At 71.4% G+C, this 17,923-nt stretch carries 15 protein-coding genes; 1 reads left to right on the top strand and 14 read right to left on the bottom strand.

All coding sequences use genetic code 11. The features are described from left to right. Positions 1-133 precede the first annotated feature (133 nt). From ACGFYN_RS09785 to pyrR, 14 genes are all read right to left on the bottom strand, one after another. Entirely contained in the window at positions 134-2,287 is a 2,154-nt protein-coding gene (locus ACGFYN_RS09785; protein ID WP_393865238.1) for a primosomal protein N', read from the bottom strand. A 324-nt stretch (positions 2,288-2,611) separates the two neighbouring features. Continuing rightward, positions 2,612-3,820 carry a methionine adenosyltransferase gene (metK, locus tag ACGFYN_RS09780; RefSeq protein WP_393865237.1) on the bottom strand — a complete coding sequence of 403 codons (1,209 nt, stop codon included), beginning with the start codon at positions 3,818-3,820 and terminating at the stop codon, positions 2,612-2,614. A 240-nt stretch (positions 3,821-4,060) separates the two neighbouring features. Beyond that, positions 4,061-5,263, bottom strand: a complete 1,203-nt coding sequence (coaBC, locus tag ACGFYN_RS09775) for a bifunctional phosphopantothenoylcysteine decarboxylase/phosphopantothenate--cysteine ligase CoaBC (protein ID WP_393865236.1) — start codon at positions 5,261-5,263, stop codon at positions 4,061-4,063. A 121-nt stretch (positions 5,264-5,384) separates the two neighbouring features. After that, positions 5,385-5,657 carry a DNA-directed RNA polymerase subunit omega gene (rpoZ, locus tag ACGFYN_RS09770; RefSeq protein WP_003977348.1) on the bottom strand — a complete coding sequence of 91 codons (273 nt, stop codon included), beginning with the start codon at positions 5,655-5,657 and terminating at the stop codon, positions 5,385-5,387. A 74-nt stretch (positions 5,658-5,731) separates the two neighbouring features. Beyond that, complete coding sequence (gene gmk, locus ACGFYN_RS09765) at positions 5,732-6,289, bottom strand: guanylate kinase (RefSeq protein WP_393865235.1); 558 nt, start codon at positions 6,287-6,289, stop codon at positions 5,732-5,734. 58 nt (positions 6,290-6,347) lie between these two features. Continuing rightward, positions 6,348-6,671 (bottom strand): integration host factor, encoded by a 324-nt coding sequence (locus tag ACGFYN_RS09760; protein ID WP_003977346.1) that lies wholly within the window; start codon positions 6,669-6,671, stop codon positions 6,348-6,350. A 365-nt stretch (positions 6,672-7,036) separates the two neighbouring features. Next, the gene (pyrF, locus tag ACGFYN_RS09755; RefSeq protein ID WP_393865234.1) at positions 7,037-7,882 is read right to left on the bottom strand and encodes an orotidine-5'-phosphate decarboxylase; all 846 of its coding nucleotides are present in this window, start codon (positions 7,880-7,882) and stop codon (positions 7,037-7,039) included. Further along, positions 7,879-8,985, bottom strand: coding sequence for a quinone-dependent dihydroorotate dehydrogenase (locus ACGFYN_RS09750; protein ID WP_393865233.1), 1,107 nt, complete (start codon positions 8,983-8,985; stop codon positions 7,879-7,881). Before ACGFYN_RS09750 ends, pyrF begins: the two co-directional genes overlap by 4 nt. A 58-nt stretch (positions 8,986-9,043) precedes the next feature. After that, positions 9,044-12,352 (bottom strand): carbamoyl-phosphate synthase large subunit, encoded by a 3,309-nt coding sequence (gene carB / locus ACGFYN_RS09745; RefSeq protein WP_393865232.1) that lies wholly within the window; start codon positions 12,350-12,352, stop codon positions 9,044-9,046. Beyond that, a complete protein-coding gene (gene carA, locus ACGFYN_RS09740) occupies positions 12,345-13,487 on the bottom strand; it encodes a glutamine-hydrolyzing carbamoyl-phosphate synthase small subunit (RefSeq protein ID WP_393865231.1) in 1,143 nt (380 codons plus the stop codon). Before carA ends, carB begins: the two co-directional genes overlap by 8 nt. After that, positions 13,484-14,065 (bottom strand): hypothetical protein, encoded by a 582-nt coding sequence (locus ACGFYN_RS09735; protein ID WP_393865230.1) that lies wholly within the window; start codon positions 14,063-14,065, stop codon positions 13,484-13,486. Before ACGFYN_RS09735 ends, carA begins: the two co-directional genes overlap by 4 nt. Next, entirely contained in the window at positions 14,062-15,348 is a 1,287-nt protein-coding gene (locus ACGFYN_RS09730; protein WP_393865229.1) for a dihydroorotase, read from the bottom strand. The genes ACGFYN_RS09735 and ACGFYN_RS09730 overlap by 4 nt, the downstream gene beginning before the upstream one ends. 4 nt (positions 15,349-15,352) lie before the next feature. After that, a complete protein-coding gene (locus tag ACGFYN_RS09725) occupies positions 15,353-16,339 on the bottom strand; it encodes an aspartate carbamoyltransferase catalytic subunit (protein WP_393865228.1) in 987 nt (328 codons plus the stop codon). 114 nt (positions 16,340-16,453) lie between these two features. Further along, a complete protein-coding gene (gene pyrR / locus ACGFYN_RS09720; protein WP_393865227.1) occupies positions 16,454-17,020 on the bottom strand; it encodes a bifunctional pyr operon transcriptional regulator/uracil phosphoribosyltransferase PyrR in 567 nt (188 codons plus the stop codon). Between the two features lie 253 nt (positions 17,021-17,273). On the opposite strand from pyrR, the gene bldD reads away from it, so the two are divergent. After that, on the top strand, positions 17,274-17,774 hold the full coding sequence (gene bldD / locus ACGFYN_RS09715) for a transcriptional regulator BldD (protein WP_016434222.1): 501 nt from the start codon (positions 17,274-17,276) through the stop codon (positions 17,772-17,774). Positions 17,775-17,923 lie beyond the last annotated feature (149 nt).

The raw sequence follows: 17,923 nt of genomic DNA, 5'->3' as shown, positions 1-17,923 counted from the left end.
CCCTCCCGGCATGAACCGGGAGGGCAGACGTATGTGGCATGGGGACGGGGGTGGCCGGCCCGAGGGTGGAGGCGGCCCGAGGGTGGGGGTGGCCGGGGGGGGGTCTGGCACCGGGGGTCCTGGCACGACCGCCTCACCCGATGTCCGGCGGATCGATCCGTACCCGCACCGCCACCTCCCCGGGTCCCCGCGCCATCCGCGCCGCCTGCGCGGCCTTGAGTGCCGCGGCCAGGGCGGCACCGCTGCCCGGTGGTACGCGGACCAGGGCCCGCTCCCAGTGCTCCCCCGGAGGCGGCGCCCCCGGCCGGCGTGGTCCTCCGGCCCGCGTGACCGGGAGCGGCACGGGGCCCAGCACCTCGGCCTCGCGCGGCAGTTCGGCCGCGCCGAGGAACTCGGCGATCGCCTCCGCCGGCCCGGACACCGCCGCCATCCGTGACACCGGCGGGAAGCCGAGCTCGGCACGCTCGGCCAGCTCCCGCACCGCGTGGCCGACGGGGTCCCACCGCACCAGCGCCTGCACCGGCCGCAGCGTCGGCTCGGCGACGACGACCACGGTGCCTCCGGCGCCCTGCGGCCGGACGAGCGCGGCGGCCGCGATCCAGCGGCGCAGGGCGTCCTCACCGGCACGCAGGTCGGGCCGCCCGAGCATGGCCCAGCCGTCCAGCAGCAGTGCCGCCGCGTATCCGCCCTCGGCGACCGGCTCGGCGCCCGGTGTGCTCACGACCAGCGCGGGCGCACCGGGCACGGTGTCGAGCACATGCTCACGCCCGGAGGTCCGCACCGGTACGGCCGGAAACGCCCGCCCGAGTTCTTCGGCGGTACGGCGCGCCCCCACCACCTGCGCCCGCAACCGGAACCCGCCGCACTCCGGACAGTGCCAGCCGCTCTCGTCGCGCCCGCACCATCCGCACCGCAGCGCGGCCCCCGATTCCTGACCTTCCAGCGGCCCGGCGCAGTGCCGGCAGCGCGCGGGCGCCCGGCAGTTGGCGCATGCCATCCGGGGGACGTAGCCCCGCCGCGGGACCTGCACGAGCACCGGCCCGTGCCGCAGGCCCTCCCTGACGGCCTGCCAGGCGAGGGTCGGCAGCCGGGCGGCCCGAGCCGCCTCGTCCCGCGCGAGATCCGTGTCGCCGACCGTCCGTACGAGCGGAGCGGCGCCCCGCACCTGTTCGCGCGCGGCGACGAGCGGCCGGGCCCAGCCGCTCTCGACGAGCTGCGCGGCCTCCACGGTGCAGCTCCAGCCGCCCAGCAGGAACCCGCACTTGTCGAGGGCGGCCCGCAGCAGCAGCACCTCCCGGGCGTGCGGCTGGGGCGCGTGCTGTTCGCTGTGGCTGTCGTCCCCGTCGTCCCAGACGGCGACGAGGCCGAGGTTCTGCACCGGGGCGAACATGGCGGCGCGGGTGCCGATGACAGCCCGTACGGACCCCCGCCGTACCGCAAGCCACTCGCGGTACCGCTTCTCGGGCCCGGCGTCGGCGGTAAGCACCGCATGGCGCCCCTTGCCCAGCAGCGCGGTCAGCGCGGCGTCGACGCGGGCCACCGCCCGTCCGTCGGGCAGCACGGCGAGCGCACCACGCCCCGAGGCCAGGGTCGCGGCCACGGCACGCGCCAGCTCGTCGCTCCACTCGGGTCCGGGCAGCGCGTTCCACACCGCACGCGGCGCGCCACCGGACGCCAGCGACTCCAGGAACCCGGCGCCCCGCTCGTACCGCTCCCAGGAGCCGGCATCCGGCTTATCGGGCGGTGGCAGCGGCTCGGGAGACGGCCGCTGCTCGGCCCGCGCGCTGCGCGGCGGCACGGCGAGCTGGAGCACATCGGCGAGGCTCCCCGCATACCGATCGGCGACGGCCCGTGCGAGCCCCAGCAACTCCTCGCTCAGCACCGGCTCGGGCGAGACGACCTGCGCCAGCGCGGCCAGCGGCCCGGAGTAGTCGGACTCCGCGAGCCGCTCGACGAGGAAGCCGTCGATCAGCCCGCCTCCCTCGCGCCGTCCGTCCCGCACCCGGTGCCGCCCGGCCCCGAACCGCACCCGCACCCGCACACCCGGCTGGGCATCGGCGTCCAGCTCCTCGGGCACCGCGTAGTCGAAGTACCGGTCGAGGTGCAGCACGCCCTTGTCGACCAGCACCCGCGCCACCGGCAGCTCCTTGGCCAGCGCGGCCCCCCGCCACGTCCGCGGCTTGGCCCTGGGCACCTGCGCCTTGCGTACGCTCTCCCGGATGAGCGCGAGCTGCTCCGGGGGCGCGCCTTCCGCGCCCCCGTCCCCCTGACCGTTCTCGCTGCTCACGCTTGCATTCTTACCAAACCCCACTGACACCGACGCACGCCCGAGATCGTTCCGGCGTCGGATCACGAACGCCGTCAGGCGCTTCTGCCTTGGGCCACTCGGCCATACCGGTCCAGGACCGGCAGCAGGATTCGAACCTGCGAGGGGACATCCCCGGAAGTACCCGCGGCCATCGCACCGGGCCGCGCCGGTCGGCTCTCCCGGGGCCGGCGCCCCGGGGAGACGATCAGGGGTCCACGGATCGGGCCCGCGAGCGCATCACCGCCGGATCGCACCGAGGCCCGGCTCCCCCAGGGGAACCGGGCCTCGCCGAGACTCAGGGACCTACAGGCCCACGGCCTTGCGCAGTGCGTCCACGCGGTCCGCGTTCTCCCAGGTGAACTCGGGGAGCTCGCGGCCGAAGTGGCCGTACGCCGCGGTCTGGGCGTAGATCGGGCGGAGCAGGTCGAGGTCGCGGATGATCGCGGCCGGACGGAGGTCGAAGACCTCGTCGATGGCCTTCTCGATCTTCTCGGTGTCGACCTTGGCGGTGCCGAAGGTCTCGACGAAGAGGCCGACCGGCTCGGCCTTGCCGATCGCGTACGCGACCTGGACCTCGCAGCGGGACGCCAGACCGGCGGCGACGACGTTCTTCGCCACCCAGCGCATCGCGTACGCGGCGGAGCGGTCCACCTTGGACGGGTCCTTGCCCGAGAAGGCGCCGCCGCCGTGCCGGGCCATGCCGCCGTACGTGTCGATGATGATCTTGCGGCCGGTCAGGCCGGCGTCGCCCATCGGGCCGCCGATCTCGAAGCGGCCGGTGGGGTTGACCAGGAGGCGGTAGTTCTCCGTGTCCAGCTTGATGCCCTCGTCCAGGAGCGCCTTCAGCTCCGGCTCCACGACGAACTCGCGGATGTCGGGGGCGAGGAGGGACTCCAGGTCGATGTCGCTCGCGTGCTGCGAGGAGACCACCACGGTGTCGAGACGGACGGCCTTGTCGCCGTCGTACTCGATGGTGACCTGCGTCTTGCCGTCGGGGCGCAGGTAGGGGATGGTGCCGTTCTTGCGGACGTCCGACAGGCGCTTCGACAGACGGTGCGCCAGGAAGATCGGCAGCGGCATGAGGGTGGGCGTCTCGTCGGTCGCGTAACCGAACATCAGGCCCTGGTCGCCCGCGCCCTGCTTGTCGAGCTCGTCCTCGTCGCCCTCGACCCGGGACTCGTACGCCGTGTCGACGCCCTGGGCGATGTCAGGGGACTGCGCGCCGATGGACACCGAGACGCCGCAGGAGGCGCCGTCGAAGCCCTTCTTCGAGGAGTCGTAGCCGATTTCGAGGATCTTGCCGCGGACGAGGGTCGCGATGTCCGCGTAGGTCTTGGTGGTGACCTCACCGGCGACATGGACCAATCCGGTGGTGATCAGCGTCTCGACGGCGACCCGGGAGGACGGGTCCTCGCGCAGAAGCGCGTCGAGAATGGTGTCACTGATCTGGTCAGCGATCTTGTCGGGGTGACCCTCGGTCACAGACTCCGAAGTGAACAGGCGACGGGACACAACGCTCCCTGGGGTTGCAGCGGCTGCTGGCTGATCATTGGCGGACGGGCCCGGAGGCTGCGCCCGGCACCGTCCGAGAACAGTTTATCGGTCGTGCCCGGCCATCGGCCTCCCTGTCTCGCCTCTCGGGAGGGCTGTGACCTGCGGCACGCGCATTCTGCCCAATCCTCCACGGACTTGGCCAGGGGCGCCACGCCCCCGTGGCAGAGGTTTGAGAGGTTCGAGAAGCGAATGAAACATTCAGCTCAGACGCTCCGCCACCAGATCCCAGACCGTTTCGGCCAGGTGCTCCTTGGGGCCGTGCGAGACCGGGGTCTCGGTGCCGTCGGCGCCCAGCACCACCGCCTCGTTCTCCTCGGAGCCGAAGGTCTTGCGCTCGCCCACCTCGTTCACCACGAGGAGGTCGCAGCCCTTTCGCCGAAGCTTCGCCCGGCCGTTGGCCAGGACGTCGTCGGTCTCGGCGGCGAAGCCGACGACCACCTGGCCGTCGCGGGCGCGCTCCGCGGAGATCTCCGCGAGGATGTCCGGATTCCGCACGAGGACGATGGGGTCCGGGTCCTTGTCGTCCTTCTTCTTGATCTTCCCGGATGCGTACGCCGCCGGGCGGAAGTCCGCGACCGCGGCCGCCATCACGACGGCGTCGGCGTCCGCCGCCGCCTTCAGCACCGCCTCGCGCAGCTGCACGGCCGTGCCGACCTGGACGACGTCCACGCCCGCCGGGTCGGGCATACCGGTGTTCGCGGAGACGAGCGTGACCCGGGCGCCGCGCGCGGCCGCGGTGCGGGCGAGGGCGTAGCCCTGCTTGCCGGACGAGCGGTTGCCGAGGAAGCGCACCGGATCGAGGGGCTCGCGGGTGCCGCCGGCGCTCACGACGACGTGCCGCCCGGTGAGGTCCGGCTCGGTGACGCCCCGGTCCAGCACTCGGCGGCAGACGGCGAAGATCTCGGCCGGGTCGGGCAGCCGGCCCTTGCCGGTGTCGACGCCGGTCAGACGGCCGACGGCGGGCTCGATGACGACGGCGCCGCGGCGGCGCAGCGTCGCCACGTTCTCCTGGGTGGCCGGGTGCTCCCACATCTCCGTGTGCATGGCGGGCGCGAAGACGACCGGGCAGCGGGCGGTCAGCAGGGTGTTGGTGAGCAGGTCGTCGGCGATGCCGTGGGCGGCCTTCGCGAGGACGTCCGCGGTCGCCGGGGCGACGACGACCAGGTCGGCGTGCTGCCCGATGCGCACGTGCGGCACCTCGTGGACGTCGTCCCAGACCTCGGTGGAGACGGGGTTGCCGGAGAGGGCGGACCAGGTCGCGGCGCCCACGAAGTGCAGGGCGGAGGCGGTGGGGACCACGCGCACGCTGTGTCCCGACTCCGTCAGCCTTCGCAGCAACTCACAGGCCTTGTAGGCGGCGATTCCGCCGCTGACCCCCAGCACGACCTTCGGCTTGTCCACCGGGCCTCCCCGCACTCGACATCCGTACGCCACGGCTCCCGGCGTACGTCTCCATCACACACCACAGGCCCGACAGTCGCGCTGCCGGGCCTGTGGAAAAGCTAACTGCGATACGAACGTACTACTGCGCCGGGCCCTCGATGGCCTCGGAGGTCAGCAGTCCCGCGTTGATCTCGCGCAGGGCGATCGAGAGCGGCTTCTCGTGGACGTGGGTGTCGACGAGCGGACCGACGTACTCGAGGAGGCCCTCACCGAGCTGCGAGTAGTACGCGTTGATCTGGCGGGCACGCTTGGCCGCGTAGATCACGAGGCTGTACTTCGAGTCGGTGGCCTCGAGGAGCTCGTCGATCGGCGGGTTGATGATGCCCTCGGGCGCGGAGATGGAAGAGGACACGCTCTACCTTCCGATGGATGGGAAAGAACCAGTGCGGGTGACCGAACCCTGACGATCTTGACGATCAGGAACGATCACACAACGTCCATCAAGGCTAGCAGCTCGCGAGCCACGTCCTCGACGGAGGTGTTGACCAAGGTCATGTCGAACTCCGGCTCGGCCGCCAGCTCGATCTTCGCCGCGTCCAGCCGGCGCTCGATCACCTCGGGCGGCTCGGTGCCCCGCCCGGTGAGCCTGCGCACGAGCTCCTCCCAGGAGGGTGGAGCCAGGAACACCAGCCGGCCCTCGGGCATGGTCTCGCGGACCTGCCGGGCGCCCTGGAGATCGATCTCCAGGAGGACCGGCACTCCGGTCTCCAGGTGCTCCAGCACGGCCGCACGCGGCGTGCCGTAGCGGTTGCCGGCGAACTCCGCCCACTCCAGCAGCTCGCCGTTGGCGATCAGCTTGTCCATCTCTTCGTCGGTGACGAAGAAGTAGTGGACACCGTGCTTCTCGCCGGGGCGGGGCTTGCGGGTCGTCGCCGACACCGAGAGCCAGACCTCGGGGTGTTCCTTGCGCATATGGGCGACGACCGTGCTCTTGCCGACCCCCGAGGGGCCGGAGAGCACGGTCAGCCGCGGACGTTCACTCATGCAGCGATTATTCCAGCAATCCCGGTATGCCCGGGACTCCGGTCCGGAGATCCCGGACTCAGGAGCCGGTGCTGCCGAACTCACGCTCCAGGGAGGCGATCTGGTTGGAACCGAGGCCGCGCACGCGGCGGCTCTCGGAGATGCCGAGTCGCTCCATGATCTGCTTGGCGCGGACCTTGCCCACGCCGGGCAGCGACTCGAGCAGCGCGGAGACCTTCATCTTGCCGATGACGTCGTTCTCCTGGCCCTGCTTGATGACCTCGTGCAGGGAGGCGCCGGAGTGCTTGAGTCGATTCTTGACCTCGGCCCGCTCCCGGCGAGCCGCGGCGGCCTTTTCGAGCGCGGCTGCGCGCTGTTCAGGGGTAAGGGGCGGAAGAGCCACGCCTACGTCACCTCGGATGTCGAACTGTCGGATACGGACCGGTGAGGAACCTAGTCGCCCCACACCTGGGGAGCCACGAGCAACACGCTTGCCCGTCGTCCCCCACTACCTAAAGGGTGTGGGGGTGCCCCCACCCGTCGGAGACTAGCGGGCAAGTCCGCCAGAGTCAGCGAGAACAGCGGAAAAGTCCTGGTCAGCCTCCGCCAGGTCGGACATTTAGGACATACTGCCCCAGATTTGAGGATGTATTCAGACTCAAGAGGTCCGTGGAACACCCGTCCGGCCACTCGTCGGAGGACTCGCGCGACCGGCTCGAACGCCCGCGAGGGTCTCCGCGAAGGCCGCAGCGGGCCTTCGCGAAGACCTCACAGAGCCGCCACGGCGGCGCTGATCTCCTCGGCGAAGCGGGACGCGGCGGCGCGCAGCGCCCCGGTGTCGGGCCCTTGCCGCAGCACTCCCCGGCTGACGTTCGGCACGACGTTGCGCACCGCGGCACCGAAGACGCCGGGAAGGTCGGCGGCGGTGGCCCCCTGGGCGCCGATGCCGGGCACCAGCAGCGGCCCGTTGATGTCCAGGTCGTAGGAGGACAGGTCGCCCAGGGTGGCGCCGACGACCGCCCCGAAGGACCCCAGGGGCTGCTCCCCCTCGTTCTCGGCGGCGAGGTGGGCCAGCATCGTCGCTCCTACGGTCCGCCCGTCCGCGCGCACGGCGTGCTGCACCTCGCCACCCTCCGGGTTGGAGGTCAGCGCGAGCACGAACAGGCCCGTGCCGCTCTCCCGGGCCAGGGCGACGGCCGGGGAGAGCGAGCCGTAGCCGAGATAGGGCGAGACGGTGAGCGCGTCCGAGAAGAGCGGGGAGTCCTTGTGCAGGAAGGTCTCGGCGTACGCGGCCATGGTCGAGCCGATGTCGCCGCGCTTGGCGTCCATCACGACCAGCGCGCCGGCCGCCCGGGCCTCCTCGACCGACTTCTCCAGTACGGCGACGCCGCGGGACCCGAAGCGCTCGAAGAACGCGCTCTGCGGCTTCAGGACGGCGACCCGGTCGGCCATGGCCTCCACGACCGTGCGGCTGAACCGCTCCAGGCCGGCCACGTCGTCGTTCAGGCCCCACTCGGCGAGCAGGGAGGCGTGCGGGTCGATGCCGACGCACAGCGGCCCGCGCTCGTCCATCGCGCGGCGCAGACGCGTGCCGAAAGGCTCGAGAACGCTCATGCGGTGCTCCTTGTGTCGGCGCCGACCGCGTCGGCGAGGGTGGCGTACGGGCTGGTGCGGAGGCGGGCGGCGAGGCCCTTGTGGATGGCGCGCCCCCAGAAGGGGCCCTCGTAGACGAAGGCGCTGTAGCCCTGGACGAGCGTGGCGCCCGCCAGGATGCGCTGCCAGGCGTCCTCGGCGTTCTCGATGCCGCCGACGCCCACGAGGGTGATGCGGTCGCCCACGCGCGCGTAGAGGCGGCGCAGCACCTCCAGGGAGCGGGCCTTGAGCGGTGCTCCGGACAGGCCGCCGGTCTCCTTGACCAGGGACGGGTCGGAGCGCAGGCCGAGTCCCTCGCGCGCGATGGTGGTGTTCGTGGCGATGATCCCGTCGAGGCCGAGTTCGACGGCGAGGTCGGCGACGGCGTCGACGTCCTCGTCCGCGAGGTCCGGCGCGATCTTGACCAGGAGCGGGACGCGGCGGGCGGTCACCGTGCGGTCGGCGGCCTCGCGGACGGCGCTCAGCAGCGGCCGCAGCGCCTCGGTGGCCTGGAGATTGCGCAGCCCGGGTGTGTTGGGCGAGGAGACGTTCACGACCAGGTAGTCGGCGTACGGCGCCAGCCGCTCGGCCGACCTCACGTAGTCCGCGGCGGCCTCGTCCTCGGGGACGACCTTGGTCTTGCCGATGTTGACGCCGACGACGGTCCTGAACACCGGCTCACGGGACGCCAGACGGGCCGCCACGGCCAGCGAGCCCTCGTTGTTGAAGCCCATGCGGTTGATCAGCGCGCGGTCCTTCACGAGCCGGAACAGCCGCTTCCTGGGGTTGCCGGGTTGCGCCTCGCCGGTCACCGTGCCGATCTCGACGTGGTCGAAGCCCAGCATCGACATGCCGTCGATGGCGACCGCGTTCTTGTCGAAGCCCGCGGCGAGGCCGAACGGGCCGTGCATGCGCAGCCCGAAGGCCTCGGTGCGCAGTTCATCGAAGCGCGGCGCGAGCGCGGCGGCGAAGAAGGTGCGCAGCACGGGGATGCGGACGGCGAGGCGGATCCAGCGGAAGGCCAGGTGGTGCGCCTGCTCGGGGTCCATCCGCTTGAAGACCAGACGGAAGAAGAGCTTGTACATCTCAGATGTGTCCTCATACAGAGGGGGACACCGTTTCCGGTGTCCCCCTCGTCGGCTGCTAGTCGCGGGCCGCGGTCAGGTGTTCCGCGTGTTCCTGGAGCGAGCGGACGCCCACGTCACCGTGGTTGAGGGCGTCGATGCCCTGGACGGCCGCGGCGAGCGCCTGGACCGTCGTCAGGCACGGGACCGACCGCGCCACTGCCGCCGTACGGATCTCGTAGCCGTCGAGGCGGCCGCCGGTGCCGTACGGGGTGTTGACGATGAGGTCGACCTCGCCGTCGTGGATGAGCTGGACGATGGTCCGCTCGCCGTTCGGGCCCACGCCCTCGGACTGCTTGCGCACGACCGTGGCGTTGATGCCGTTGCGCTTGAGGACCTCGGCGGTGCCCGAGGTGGCGAGCAGCTCGAAGCCGTGGGCGACGAGTTCGCGCGCAGGGAAGATCATCGAGCGCTTGTCGCGGTTGGCGACCGAGATGAACGCGCGGCCCTTGGTGGGCAGCGGACCGTACGCGCCCGCCTGCGACTTGGCGTACGCCGTGCCGAAGACGGAGTCGATGCCCATGACCTCGCCGGTGGAGCGCATCTCCGGGCCGAGCACGGTGTCGACGCCGCGGCCCTGGATGTCCCGGAACCGGGACCAGGGCATGACGGCCTCCTTGACGGAGATCGGCGCGTCGAGCGGCAGCTCACCGCCGTCGCCGTTCGCCGGGAGCAGGCCCTCGGCCCGCAGTTCGGCGATGGTCGCGCCCAGCGAGATCCGGGCGGCGGCCTTCGCCAGCGGCACCGCGGTCGCCTTCGAGGTGAAGGGGACGGTGCGGGACGCGCGCGGGTTGGCCTCCAGGACGTAGAGGATGTCGCCCGCCATCGCGAACTGGATGTTGATCAGGCCGCGGACGCCGACGCCCTTGGCGATGGCCTCGGTCGAGGCCCGCAGGCGCTTGATGTCGAAGCCGCCGAGGGTGATCGGGGGCAGCGCGCACGCCGAGTCGCCGGAGTGGATGCCGGCCTCCTCGATGTGCTCCATGACGCCGCCGAGGTAGAGCTCGGTGCCGTCGTAGAGGGCGTCGACGTCGATCTCGATCGCGTCGTCGAGGAAGCGGTCGACCAATACCGGCCGGGAGGGGCTGATCTCGGTCGACTCGGCGATGTAGGACTCCAGCCGGGTCTCGTCGTAGACGATCTCCATGCCGCGGCCGCCGAGGACGTACGACGGCCGGACGAGGACCGGGTAGCCGATCTCGTCGGCGATGGCCTTGGCACCGGTGAAGGTGGTGGCGGTGCCGTGCTTGGGGGCCGGCAGGCCCGCCTCGGCGAGGACGCGGCCGAAGGCGCCGCGGTCCTCGGCGGCGTGGATCGCCTCGGGGGGCGTGCCGACGATCGGCACGCCGTTGTCCTTGAGCGCCTGTGCCAGGCCCAGCGGGGTCTGGCCGCCGAGCTGGACCACGACGCCCGCCACCGGGCCGGCCTGCTGCTCGGCGTGGACGATCTCCAGCACGTCCTCGAGCGTCAGCGGCTCGAAGTACAGGCGGTCGGAGGTGTCGTAGTCCGTGGAGACGGTCTCCGGGTTGCAGTTGACCATCACGGTCTCGTAGCCCGCGTCGCTCAGCGCGAAGGACGCGTGCACGCACGAGTAGTCGAACTCGATGCCCTGGCCGATGCGGTTGGGGCCGGAGCCCAGGATGATGACGGCCGGCTTCTCGCGGGAGGCGACCTCCGTCTCCTCGTCGTAGGAGGAGTAGAAGTACGGCGTCCGCGCGGCGAACTCGGCGGCGCAGGTGTCGACCGTCTTGTAGACCGGGCGGACGCCCAGCGCGTGCCGGACCTCGCGCACGACGTCCTCGCGCAGGCCGCGGATCTCGGCGATCTGGGCGTCGGAGAAGCCGTGCCGCTTGGCCTCGGCGAGCAGGTCCGGCGTCAGCTCGGGTGTCTCGGCGAGCTCGTCCGCGATCTCCTTGATGAGGAAGAGCTGGTCGACGAACCAGGGGTCGATCTTCGTGTACTCGAAGATTTCCTCCGGCGTGGCACCGGCGCGGATCGCCTGCATGACGGTGTTGATGCGGCCGTCGGTCGGGCGGACCGCCTCTTCGAGGAGGGCGGCCTTGTCGCCGGGCTCGCCGACGAACGTGAACTGGCTGCCCTTCTTCTCCAACGAGCGCAGCGCCTTCTGGAAGGCCTCGGTGAAGTTGCGCCCGATGGCCATGGCCTCGCCGACCGACTTCATGGTGGTCGTCAGCGTGGAGTCGGCCTGCGGGAACTTCTCGAAGGCGAACCGCGGGGCCTTGACGACCACGTAGTCGAGCGTGGGCTCGAAGGAGGCCGGGGTCTCCCGCGTGATGTCGTTCGGGATCTCGTCGAGGGTGTAGCCGACGGCGAGCTTGGCGGCGATCTTGGCGATGGGGAAGCCCGTCGCCTTGGACGCGAGGGCGGAGGAGCGCGACACCCGCGGGTTCATCTCGATGACGATGACGCGGCCGTCCTCGGGGTTCACCGCGAACTGGATGTTGCAGCCGCCGGTGTCGACGCCGACCTCGCGGATGATCGCGATGCCGACGTCGCGCAGCACCTGGTACTCGCGGTCGGTGAGCGTCATCGCCGGGGCGACGGTGATCGAGTCGCCGGTGTGCACGCCCATGGGGTCGAAGTTCTCGATGGAGCAGACGACCACGACGTTGTCGTGCTTGTCGCGCATCAGCTCCAGCTCGTACTCCTTCCAGCCGAGGATGGACTCCTCCAGGAGCACCTCGGTGGTCGGGGAGAGCGTGAGGCCCTGGCCGGCGATGCGGCGCAGCTCCTCCTCGTCGTGCGCGAAGCCGGAGCCGGCGCCGCCCATGGTGAAGGACGGGCGGACGACGACCGGGTAGCCGCCGAGGGTCTCGACGCCCCCCAGGACGTCGTCCATCGTGTGGCAGATGACCGAGCGGGCGGACTCGCCGTGGCCGATCTTCCTGCGGACCTCCTCCACGACGCCCTTGAAGAGGTCGCGGTCCTCACCCTTGTGGATGGCCTCGGGACGGGCGCCGATCAGCTCGACGCCGTACTTGGCCAGCACGCCGTTGTCGTGCAGCGAGATCGCCGTGTTGAGCGCCGTCTGGCCGCCCAGGGTGGGCAGCAGGGCGTCCGGGCGCTCCTTGGCGATGATCTTCTCGACGAACTCCGGGGTGATCGGCTCGACGTAGGTGGCGTCGGCGATCTCCGGGTCGGTCATGATCGTCGCCGGGTTGGAGTTCACCAGGACGACCCGCAGGCCCTCGGCGCGCAGGATGCGGCACGCCTGGGTGCCGGAGTAGTCGAACTCGGCGGCCTGGCCGATGACGATCGGGCCGGAGCCGATGACCAGGACGGACTGGATATCGGTGCGCTTAGGCACGCTGGCCCTCCATCAGGGATACGAAGCGGTCGAACAGGTAGGCGGCGTCGTGCGGGCCGGCTGCCGCTTCGGGGTGGTACTGGACACTGAAGGCCGGGCGGTCCAGGAGCCGCAGCCCCTCCACCACGTCGTCGTTCAGGCAGACGTGCGAGACCTCGGCGCGGCCGAAGGGGGTCTCGGAGACCTTGTCGAGCGGGGCGTCGACGGCGAAGCCGTGGTTGTGCGCGGTGACCTCGACCTTGCCGGTCGTGCGGTCCTGCACCGGCTGGTTGATCCCGCGGTGGCCGTACTTGAGCTTGTAGGTGCCGAAGCCCAGGGCCCGGCCCAGGATCTGGTTGCCGAAACAGATGCCGAAGAGCGGGGTGCCGCGCTCCAGGACGGACCGCATGACGGAGACCGCGTGATCGGCGGTGGCCGGGTCGCCCGGGCCGTTGGAGAAGAACACGCCGTCGGGCGCGACGGCGTAGACCTCGTCGGCGGTGGCCGTGGCGGGCAGCACGTGCACCTCGATGCCGCGCTCGGCCATGCGGTGCGGGGTCATGCCCTTGATGCCGAGGTCGACGGCGGCGACGGTGAACTTCTTCTCGCCGACGGCCGGGACGACGTACGCCTCCTTGGTGGCGACCTCGGCGGAGAGGTCGGCGCCCTTCATCTCGGGGGCCTGGCGGACCTCGGTGAGCATGGTGCCCTCGTCGGGCAGCGCGTTGCCGGAGAAGATGCCGACGCGCATCGCGCCGCGCTCGCGCAGGTGGCGCGTCAGCGCGCGCGTGTCGATGCCGGAGATGCCGACGACGCCCTGGTGGCGCAGCTCGTCGTCCAGCGAGCGCCGGGAGCGCCAGTTGGACGGCACGCGCGCGGGGTCGCGCACGACGTAGCCGGCGACCCAGATCTGCCTGCTCTCCGGGTCCTCGTCGTTGACTCCGGTGTTGCCCACGTGCGGGGCGGTCATCACGACGACCTGGCGGTGGTACGACGGGTCGGTCAGGGTCTCCTGGTAGCCGGTCATGCCGGTCGAGAAGACCGCCTCGCCGAAGGTCACCCCCACGGCCCCGTAGGCACGGCCGCGGAAGATCCGGCCGTCCTCCAGGACGAGTACGGCGGGAGTCCTGCTGGCTCCCCTGGTGGAGGTTGTCATCGTGCGCCTTCCGTCTTGTTGATCATGTTGTTCAGGGTGTCGACCCACTCCGTGTGCTCGGCCGCGTGGTCGGAGCGGAAGCCCGAGTCGATCAGCCGCTCGCCGTGCTGCCAGGTCACCACCAGCAGTCCGCCCTCGGTCAGCACCTTGCCGGCGATGCCCTTGTCGAGCCGGGCCTCGCGCAGCTGCGCGAGCGGGATGAAGAAGTCGGCCGCGCCGGGGCGTACCACGTCCAGTCCCGCGTCCGTCAGCGAGAGCTCGACCCGGCTGCGGGTGCCGAGGCCGCGCGCCACGATCCGGTCGAGCCACTGACCGGCGGTGGTGGAGCCGTGGTAGCGGCCACTCGTCGACAGCAGAGTCAGTCTCGCCTCGCCGGGCTCGTCCGGCGCGCTGGGGAGTTCGGGCAGGTCTCCCTGGAGCGTGCCGCGCCACTTCCAGCCCTCGCGCATCAGCCAGTAGACGAGCGCGATGAAGAGGACGAGTCCGACGAGCCAGCCGACGCGGGCGGCCCAGTCGGTGACCTCGGCCGACTTCTTCCCGTCCGCGAGCGGGGCCGCGAGCAGAGTTGCAGGTGTCACGTGAGCTTCCCGTCGACGAGCGTGGCCTTGCCCCGGAGCCACGTGTGCGTGACACGGCCCGGCAGCTCACGCCCCTCGTACGGGGTGTTCCGGCTGCGCGAGGCGAAGCCCGCGGGGTCCACCGACCCACGGTATGCCGTGTCGACGAGCGTGAGGTTGGCGGGCTCACCAGCCGAGACGGGACGCCCGTGGCCCTCGGCCTGCCCGATCGCCGCGGGCTTGACGGACATGCGCTCGGCGACCCCGGCCCAGGTGAGGAGCCCGGTGTCCACCATGGTCTCCTGCACCACCGACAACGCGGTCTCCAGGCCCACCATGCCCATGGCGGCCGCGGCCCACTCGCAGTCCTTGTCCTCGTGCGGATGCGGGGCGTGGTCGGTGGCGACGATGTCGATCGTGCCGTCGGCGAGCGCCTCGCGCAGGGCGATCACGTCGCGCTCGGTGCGCAGCGGCGGGTTGACCTTGTAGACCGGGTTGTAGGTCCGCACCAGCTCGTCCGTCAGGAGCAGGTGGTGCGGGGTGACCTCGGCGGTGACGTCGATGCCTCGGGACTTGGCCCAGCGCACGATCTCGACCGAGCCGGCGGTCGACAGGTGGCAGATGTGCACACGGGAGCCGACGTGCTCGGCGAGCAGGACGTCCCGGGCGATGATCGATTCCTCGGCCACCGCCGGCCAGCCCCCGAGCCCCAGCTCCGAGGAGACGATGCCCTCGTTCATCTGGGCGCCCTCGGTCAGCCGCGGCTCCTGTGCGTGCTGGGCGACGACACCGCCGAAGGCCTTCACGTACTCCAGCGCGCGGCGCATGATCACGGCGTCGTCGACGCACTTGCCGTCGTCCGAGAAGACGGTGACCCCGGCGGCCGACTCGTGCATGGCGCCCAGTTCGGCGAGCTTCCTGCCCTCCAGGCCGACGGTGACGGCGCCGATGGGCTGCACGTCGCAGTAGCCGTGCTCCCGGCCCAGCCGCCAGACCTGCTCGACGACGCCGGCGGTGTCGGCCACCGGGAAGGTGTTGGCCATGGCGAACACGGCCGTGAAGCCGCCGCTCGCCGCCGCGCGCGTGCCGGTCAGAACGGTCTCGGAGTCCTCGCGGCCCGGCTCGCGCAGGTGCGTGTGCAGGTCGACGAGGCCCGGCAGCAGCACCTGGCCGGCCGCCTCGATGACCTCGGCGCCCTCGGCGGACAGACCGGCGCCCACCTCGCTGATCGTCGCACCGTCGATCAGCACGTCCTGCGGCTCGCCGCCGAGCACCTTCGCACCACGGATAAGGATCTTGCTCATGGACTTACTTCTCCTCGGAACCGGCGGGGCGGGGGTGGGTGACGGCGGGCTCGTTGCCACCGAGCAGCAGGTACAGGACGGCCATCCGGATGGAGACTCCGTTTGCGACCTGCTCGACGACGGTGCAGCGGTCGGAGTCGGCGACCTCGGCGGTGATCTCCATGCCGCGGACCATCGGGCCGGGGTGCATCACGATGGCGTGCTCGGGCATCTTCGCCATGCGCTCGCCGTCGAGGCCGTAGCGGCGCGAGTACTCGCGCTCGGTCGGGAAGAACGCGGCGTTCATGCGCTCGCGCTGGACGCGCAGCATCATGACCGCGTCGGACTTGGGCAGCACGGCGTCGAGGTCGTACGAGACCTCGCAGGGCCAGGTCCCGACGCCGACCGGCACCAGGGTGGGCGGCGCGACGAGGGTGACCTCGGCGCCGAGCGTGTGCAGCAGGTCGACGTTGGAGCGGGCCACGCGGCTGTGCAGGACGTCGCCGACGAGCGTGATGCGCTTGCCGGCCAGGTCCTGGCCGATCCCGGCGTCCCGGCCGACCAGCCGGCGGCGCATGGTGAAGGCGTCGAGCAGGGCCTGCGTGGGGTGCTGGTGCGTGCCGTCACCGGCGTTGATGACGGCGGCGTCGATCCAGCCGGAGTTGGCGAGGCGGTACGGCGCTCCGGAGGCGCCGTGCCGGATGACCACGGCGTCGACGCCCATGGCCTCCAGCGTCTGGGCGGTGTCCTTCAGGGACTCGCCCTTGGAGACGCTCGAACCCTTGGCGGTGAAGTTGATGACGTCCGCGGACAGCCGCTTCTCGGCGGCCTCGAAGGAGATACGCGTGCGCGTGGAGTCCTCGAAGAAGAGGTTGACGACCGTGCGGCCGCGCAGGGTCGGCAGTTTCTTGATCGGCCGGTCGGCGACCCGGGCCATCTCCTCGGCGGTGTCGAGGATCAGGACGGCGTCGTCGCGGGTGAGGTCGGCGGCCGAGATGAGATGACGCTGCATCTGTCAGGCTCCGTAAGGCAGTTCAGGTTTCGGGATCCGGGGCCCGGGGGTGTCCCCGGGCGAGCACAGCCGGGCGGGCGGGGGCACGCCGGAACGGCGAACGCCCCCTGCCCGCTACTGGGTCTGCTTCACACCGAGCAGCACGGTGTCGCGACCGTCCTCCTCGGCGAGCAGGACCTTGACCGTCTCCCGCAGCGACGTGGGGAGGTTCTTGCCGACGTAGTCGGCGCGGATGGGCAGTTCGCGGTGGCCGCGGTCGACGAGGACCGCGAGCTGGACCGCGCGCGGGCGCCCGACGTCGTTCAGGGCGTCGAGGGCGGCTCTGACGGTGCGGCCGGAGAAGAGTACGTCGTCGACGAGGACGACCAGCTTGCCGTCGATCCCGTCACCGGGGATCTCGGTGCGGGCCAGCGCTCGCGGCGGATGCATGCGCAGGTCGTCGCGGTACATGGTGATGTCGAGCGAACCGACCGGGATCTTGCGGGCGGTGATCTCCTCCAGCTTGGCGGCGAGCCGCTGGGCGAGGAAGACGCCCCGGGTCGGAATGCCGAGGAGCACCACGTCGTCGGCACCCTTGGCGCGCTCGACGATCTCGTGGGCGATGCGGGTCAGTACCCGCGCGATGTCGGGGCCTTCGAGCACGGGCCGGGCATCGGATGCTTGCGTGTCCTGCTTGTCCATACGAAACGGACCCCCTTCTCCGCCTCACGGGACGGACCTTAAAGGACGTCGGATTTGCGCCATCAACGGTAGCAGGCCCGGTCGACACCCCAGATCACCCCCCTGGCGTAATCAGCCACCGCCGCCACGGAAGCGTCGGTGTGGACCATTCGGCTTGACGCACGAGAGTCACGCTGCGTAACCTCACAGTGAGTTACGAGACGCGCGGCTCGGGACCCCTCAAGCTGCGCCGACACAGTGTCCGGGGAGCTATATGTCCAGCGAATACGCCAAACAGCTCGGGGCCAAGCTCCGGGCCATCCGCACCCAGCAGGGCCTTTCCCTCCACGGTGTCGAGGAGAAGAGCCAGGGACGCTGGAAGGCGGTAGTGGTCGGATCGTACGAGCGCGGCGACCGAGCCGTGACCGTGCAGCGCCTCGCCGAACTGGCGGATTTCTATGGGGTCCCGGTGCAGGAGCTCCTGCCGGGCACCACCCCGGGCGGCGCCGCCGAGCCGCCGCCGAAGCTGGTCCTGGACCTGGAGCGGCTGGCGACCGTGCCGGCCGAGAAGGCGGGCCCCCTCCAGCGGTACGCGGCCACGATCCAGTCCCAGCGCGGTGACTACAACGGCAAGGTGCTGTCGATCCGCCAGGACGACCTGCGCACACTCGCCGTCATCTACGACCAGTCGCCCTCGGTCCTCACCGAGCAGCTGATCAGCTGGGGCGTGCTGGACGCCGATGCACGTCGCGCAGTCGTCCACGAGGACGCCTGACAGCCCGCTCAGCAGAAACGTGGCGCCGGGGGGGGGGGGGGGGGGGGGGGGGGGGGGGCCCCCCCCCCGGGGGGGGGGGGGGGGGGGGGGGGGGGGGGCGGGGGGGCCCCCCCCGCCCGGCGGGGCCCCCCCCGCGGGGCCCCCGCCCC

Origin of the sequence: Streptomyces sp. NPDC048419 (genome assembly GCF_043200415.1) — a bacterium.
Lineage (GTDB): Bacteria > Actinomycetota > Actinomycetes > Streptomycetales > Streptomycetaceae > Streptomyces.
Note: the sequence above shows the minus strand (reverse complement) of the source record. Positions and strands in the feature narration are given on the sequence as shown.

Excerpts from the sequence above, each read along its gene's own strand:
- ACGFYN_RS09730 (WP_393865229.1), bottom strand. The coding sequence starts at position 15,348 with ATGAGCAAGATCCTTATCCGTGGTGCGAAGGTGCTCGGCGGCGAGCCG.
- ACGFYN_RS09750 (WP_393865233.1), bottom strand. The coding sequence starts at position 8,985 with ATGTACAAGCTCTTCTTCCGTCTGGTCTTCAAGCGGATGGACCCCGAG.
- ACGFYN_RS09725 (WP_393865228.1), bottom strand. The coding sequence starts at position 16,339 with ATGCAGCGTCATCTCATCTCGGCCGCCGACCTCACCCGCGACGACGCC.
- gmk (WP_393865235.1), bottom strand. The coding sequence starts at position 6,289 with ATGAGTGAACGTCCGCGGCTGACCGTGCTCTCCGGCCCCTCGGGGGTC.
- bldD (WP_016434222.1), top strand. The coding sequence starts at position 17,274 with ATGTCCAGCGAATACGCCAAACAGCTCGGGGCCAAGCTCCGGGCCATC.
- carA (WP_393865231.1), bottom strand. The coding sequence starts at position 13,487 with ATGACAACCTCCACCAGGGGAGCCAGCAGGACTCCCGCCGTACTCGTC.
- pyrR (WP_393865227.1), bottom strand. The coding sequence starts at position 17,020 with ATGGACAAGCAGGACACGCAAGCATCCGATGCCCGGCCCGTGCTCGAA.
- pyrF (WP_393865234.1), bottom strand. The coding sequence starts at position 7,882 with ATGAGCGTTCTCGAGCCTTTCGGCACGCGTCTGCGCCGCGCGATGGAC.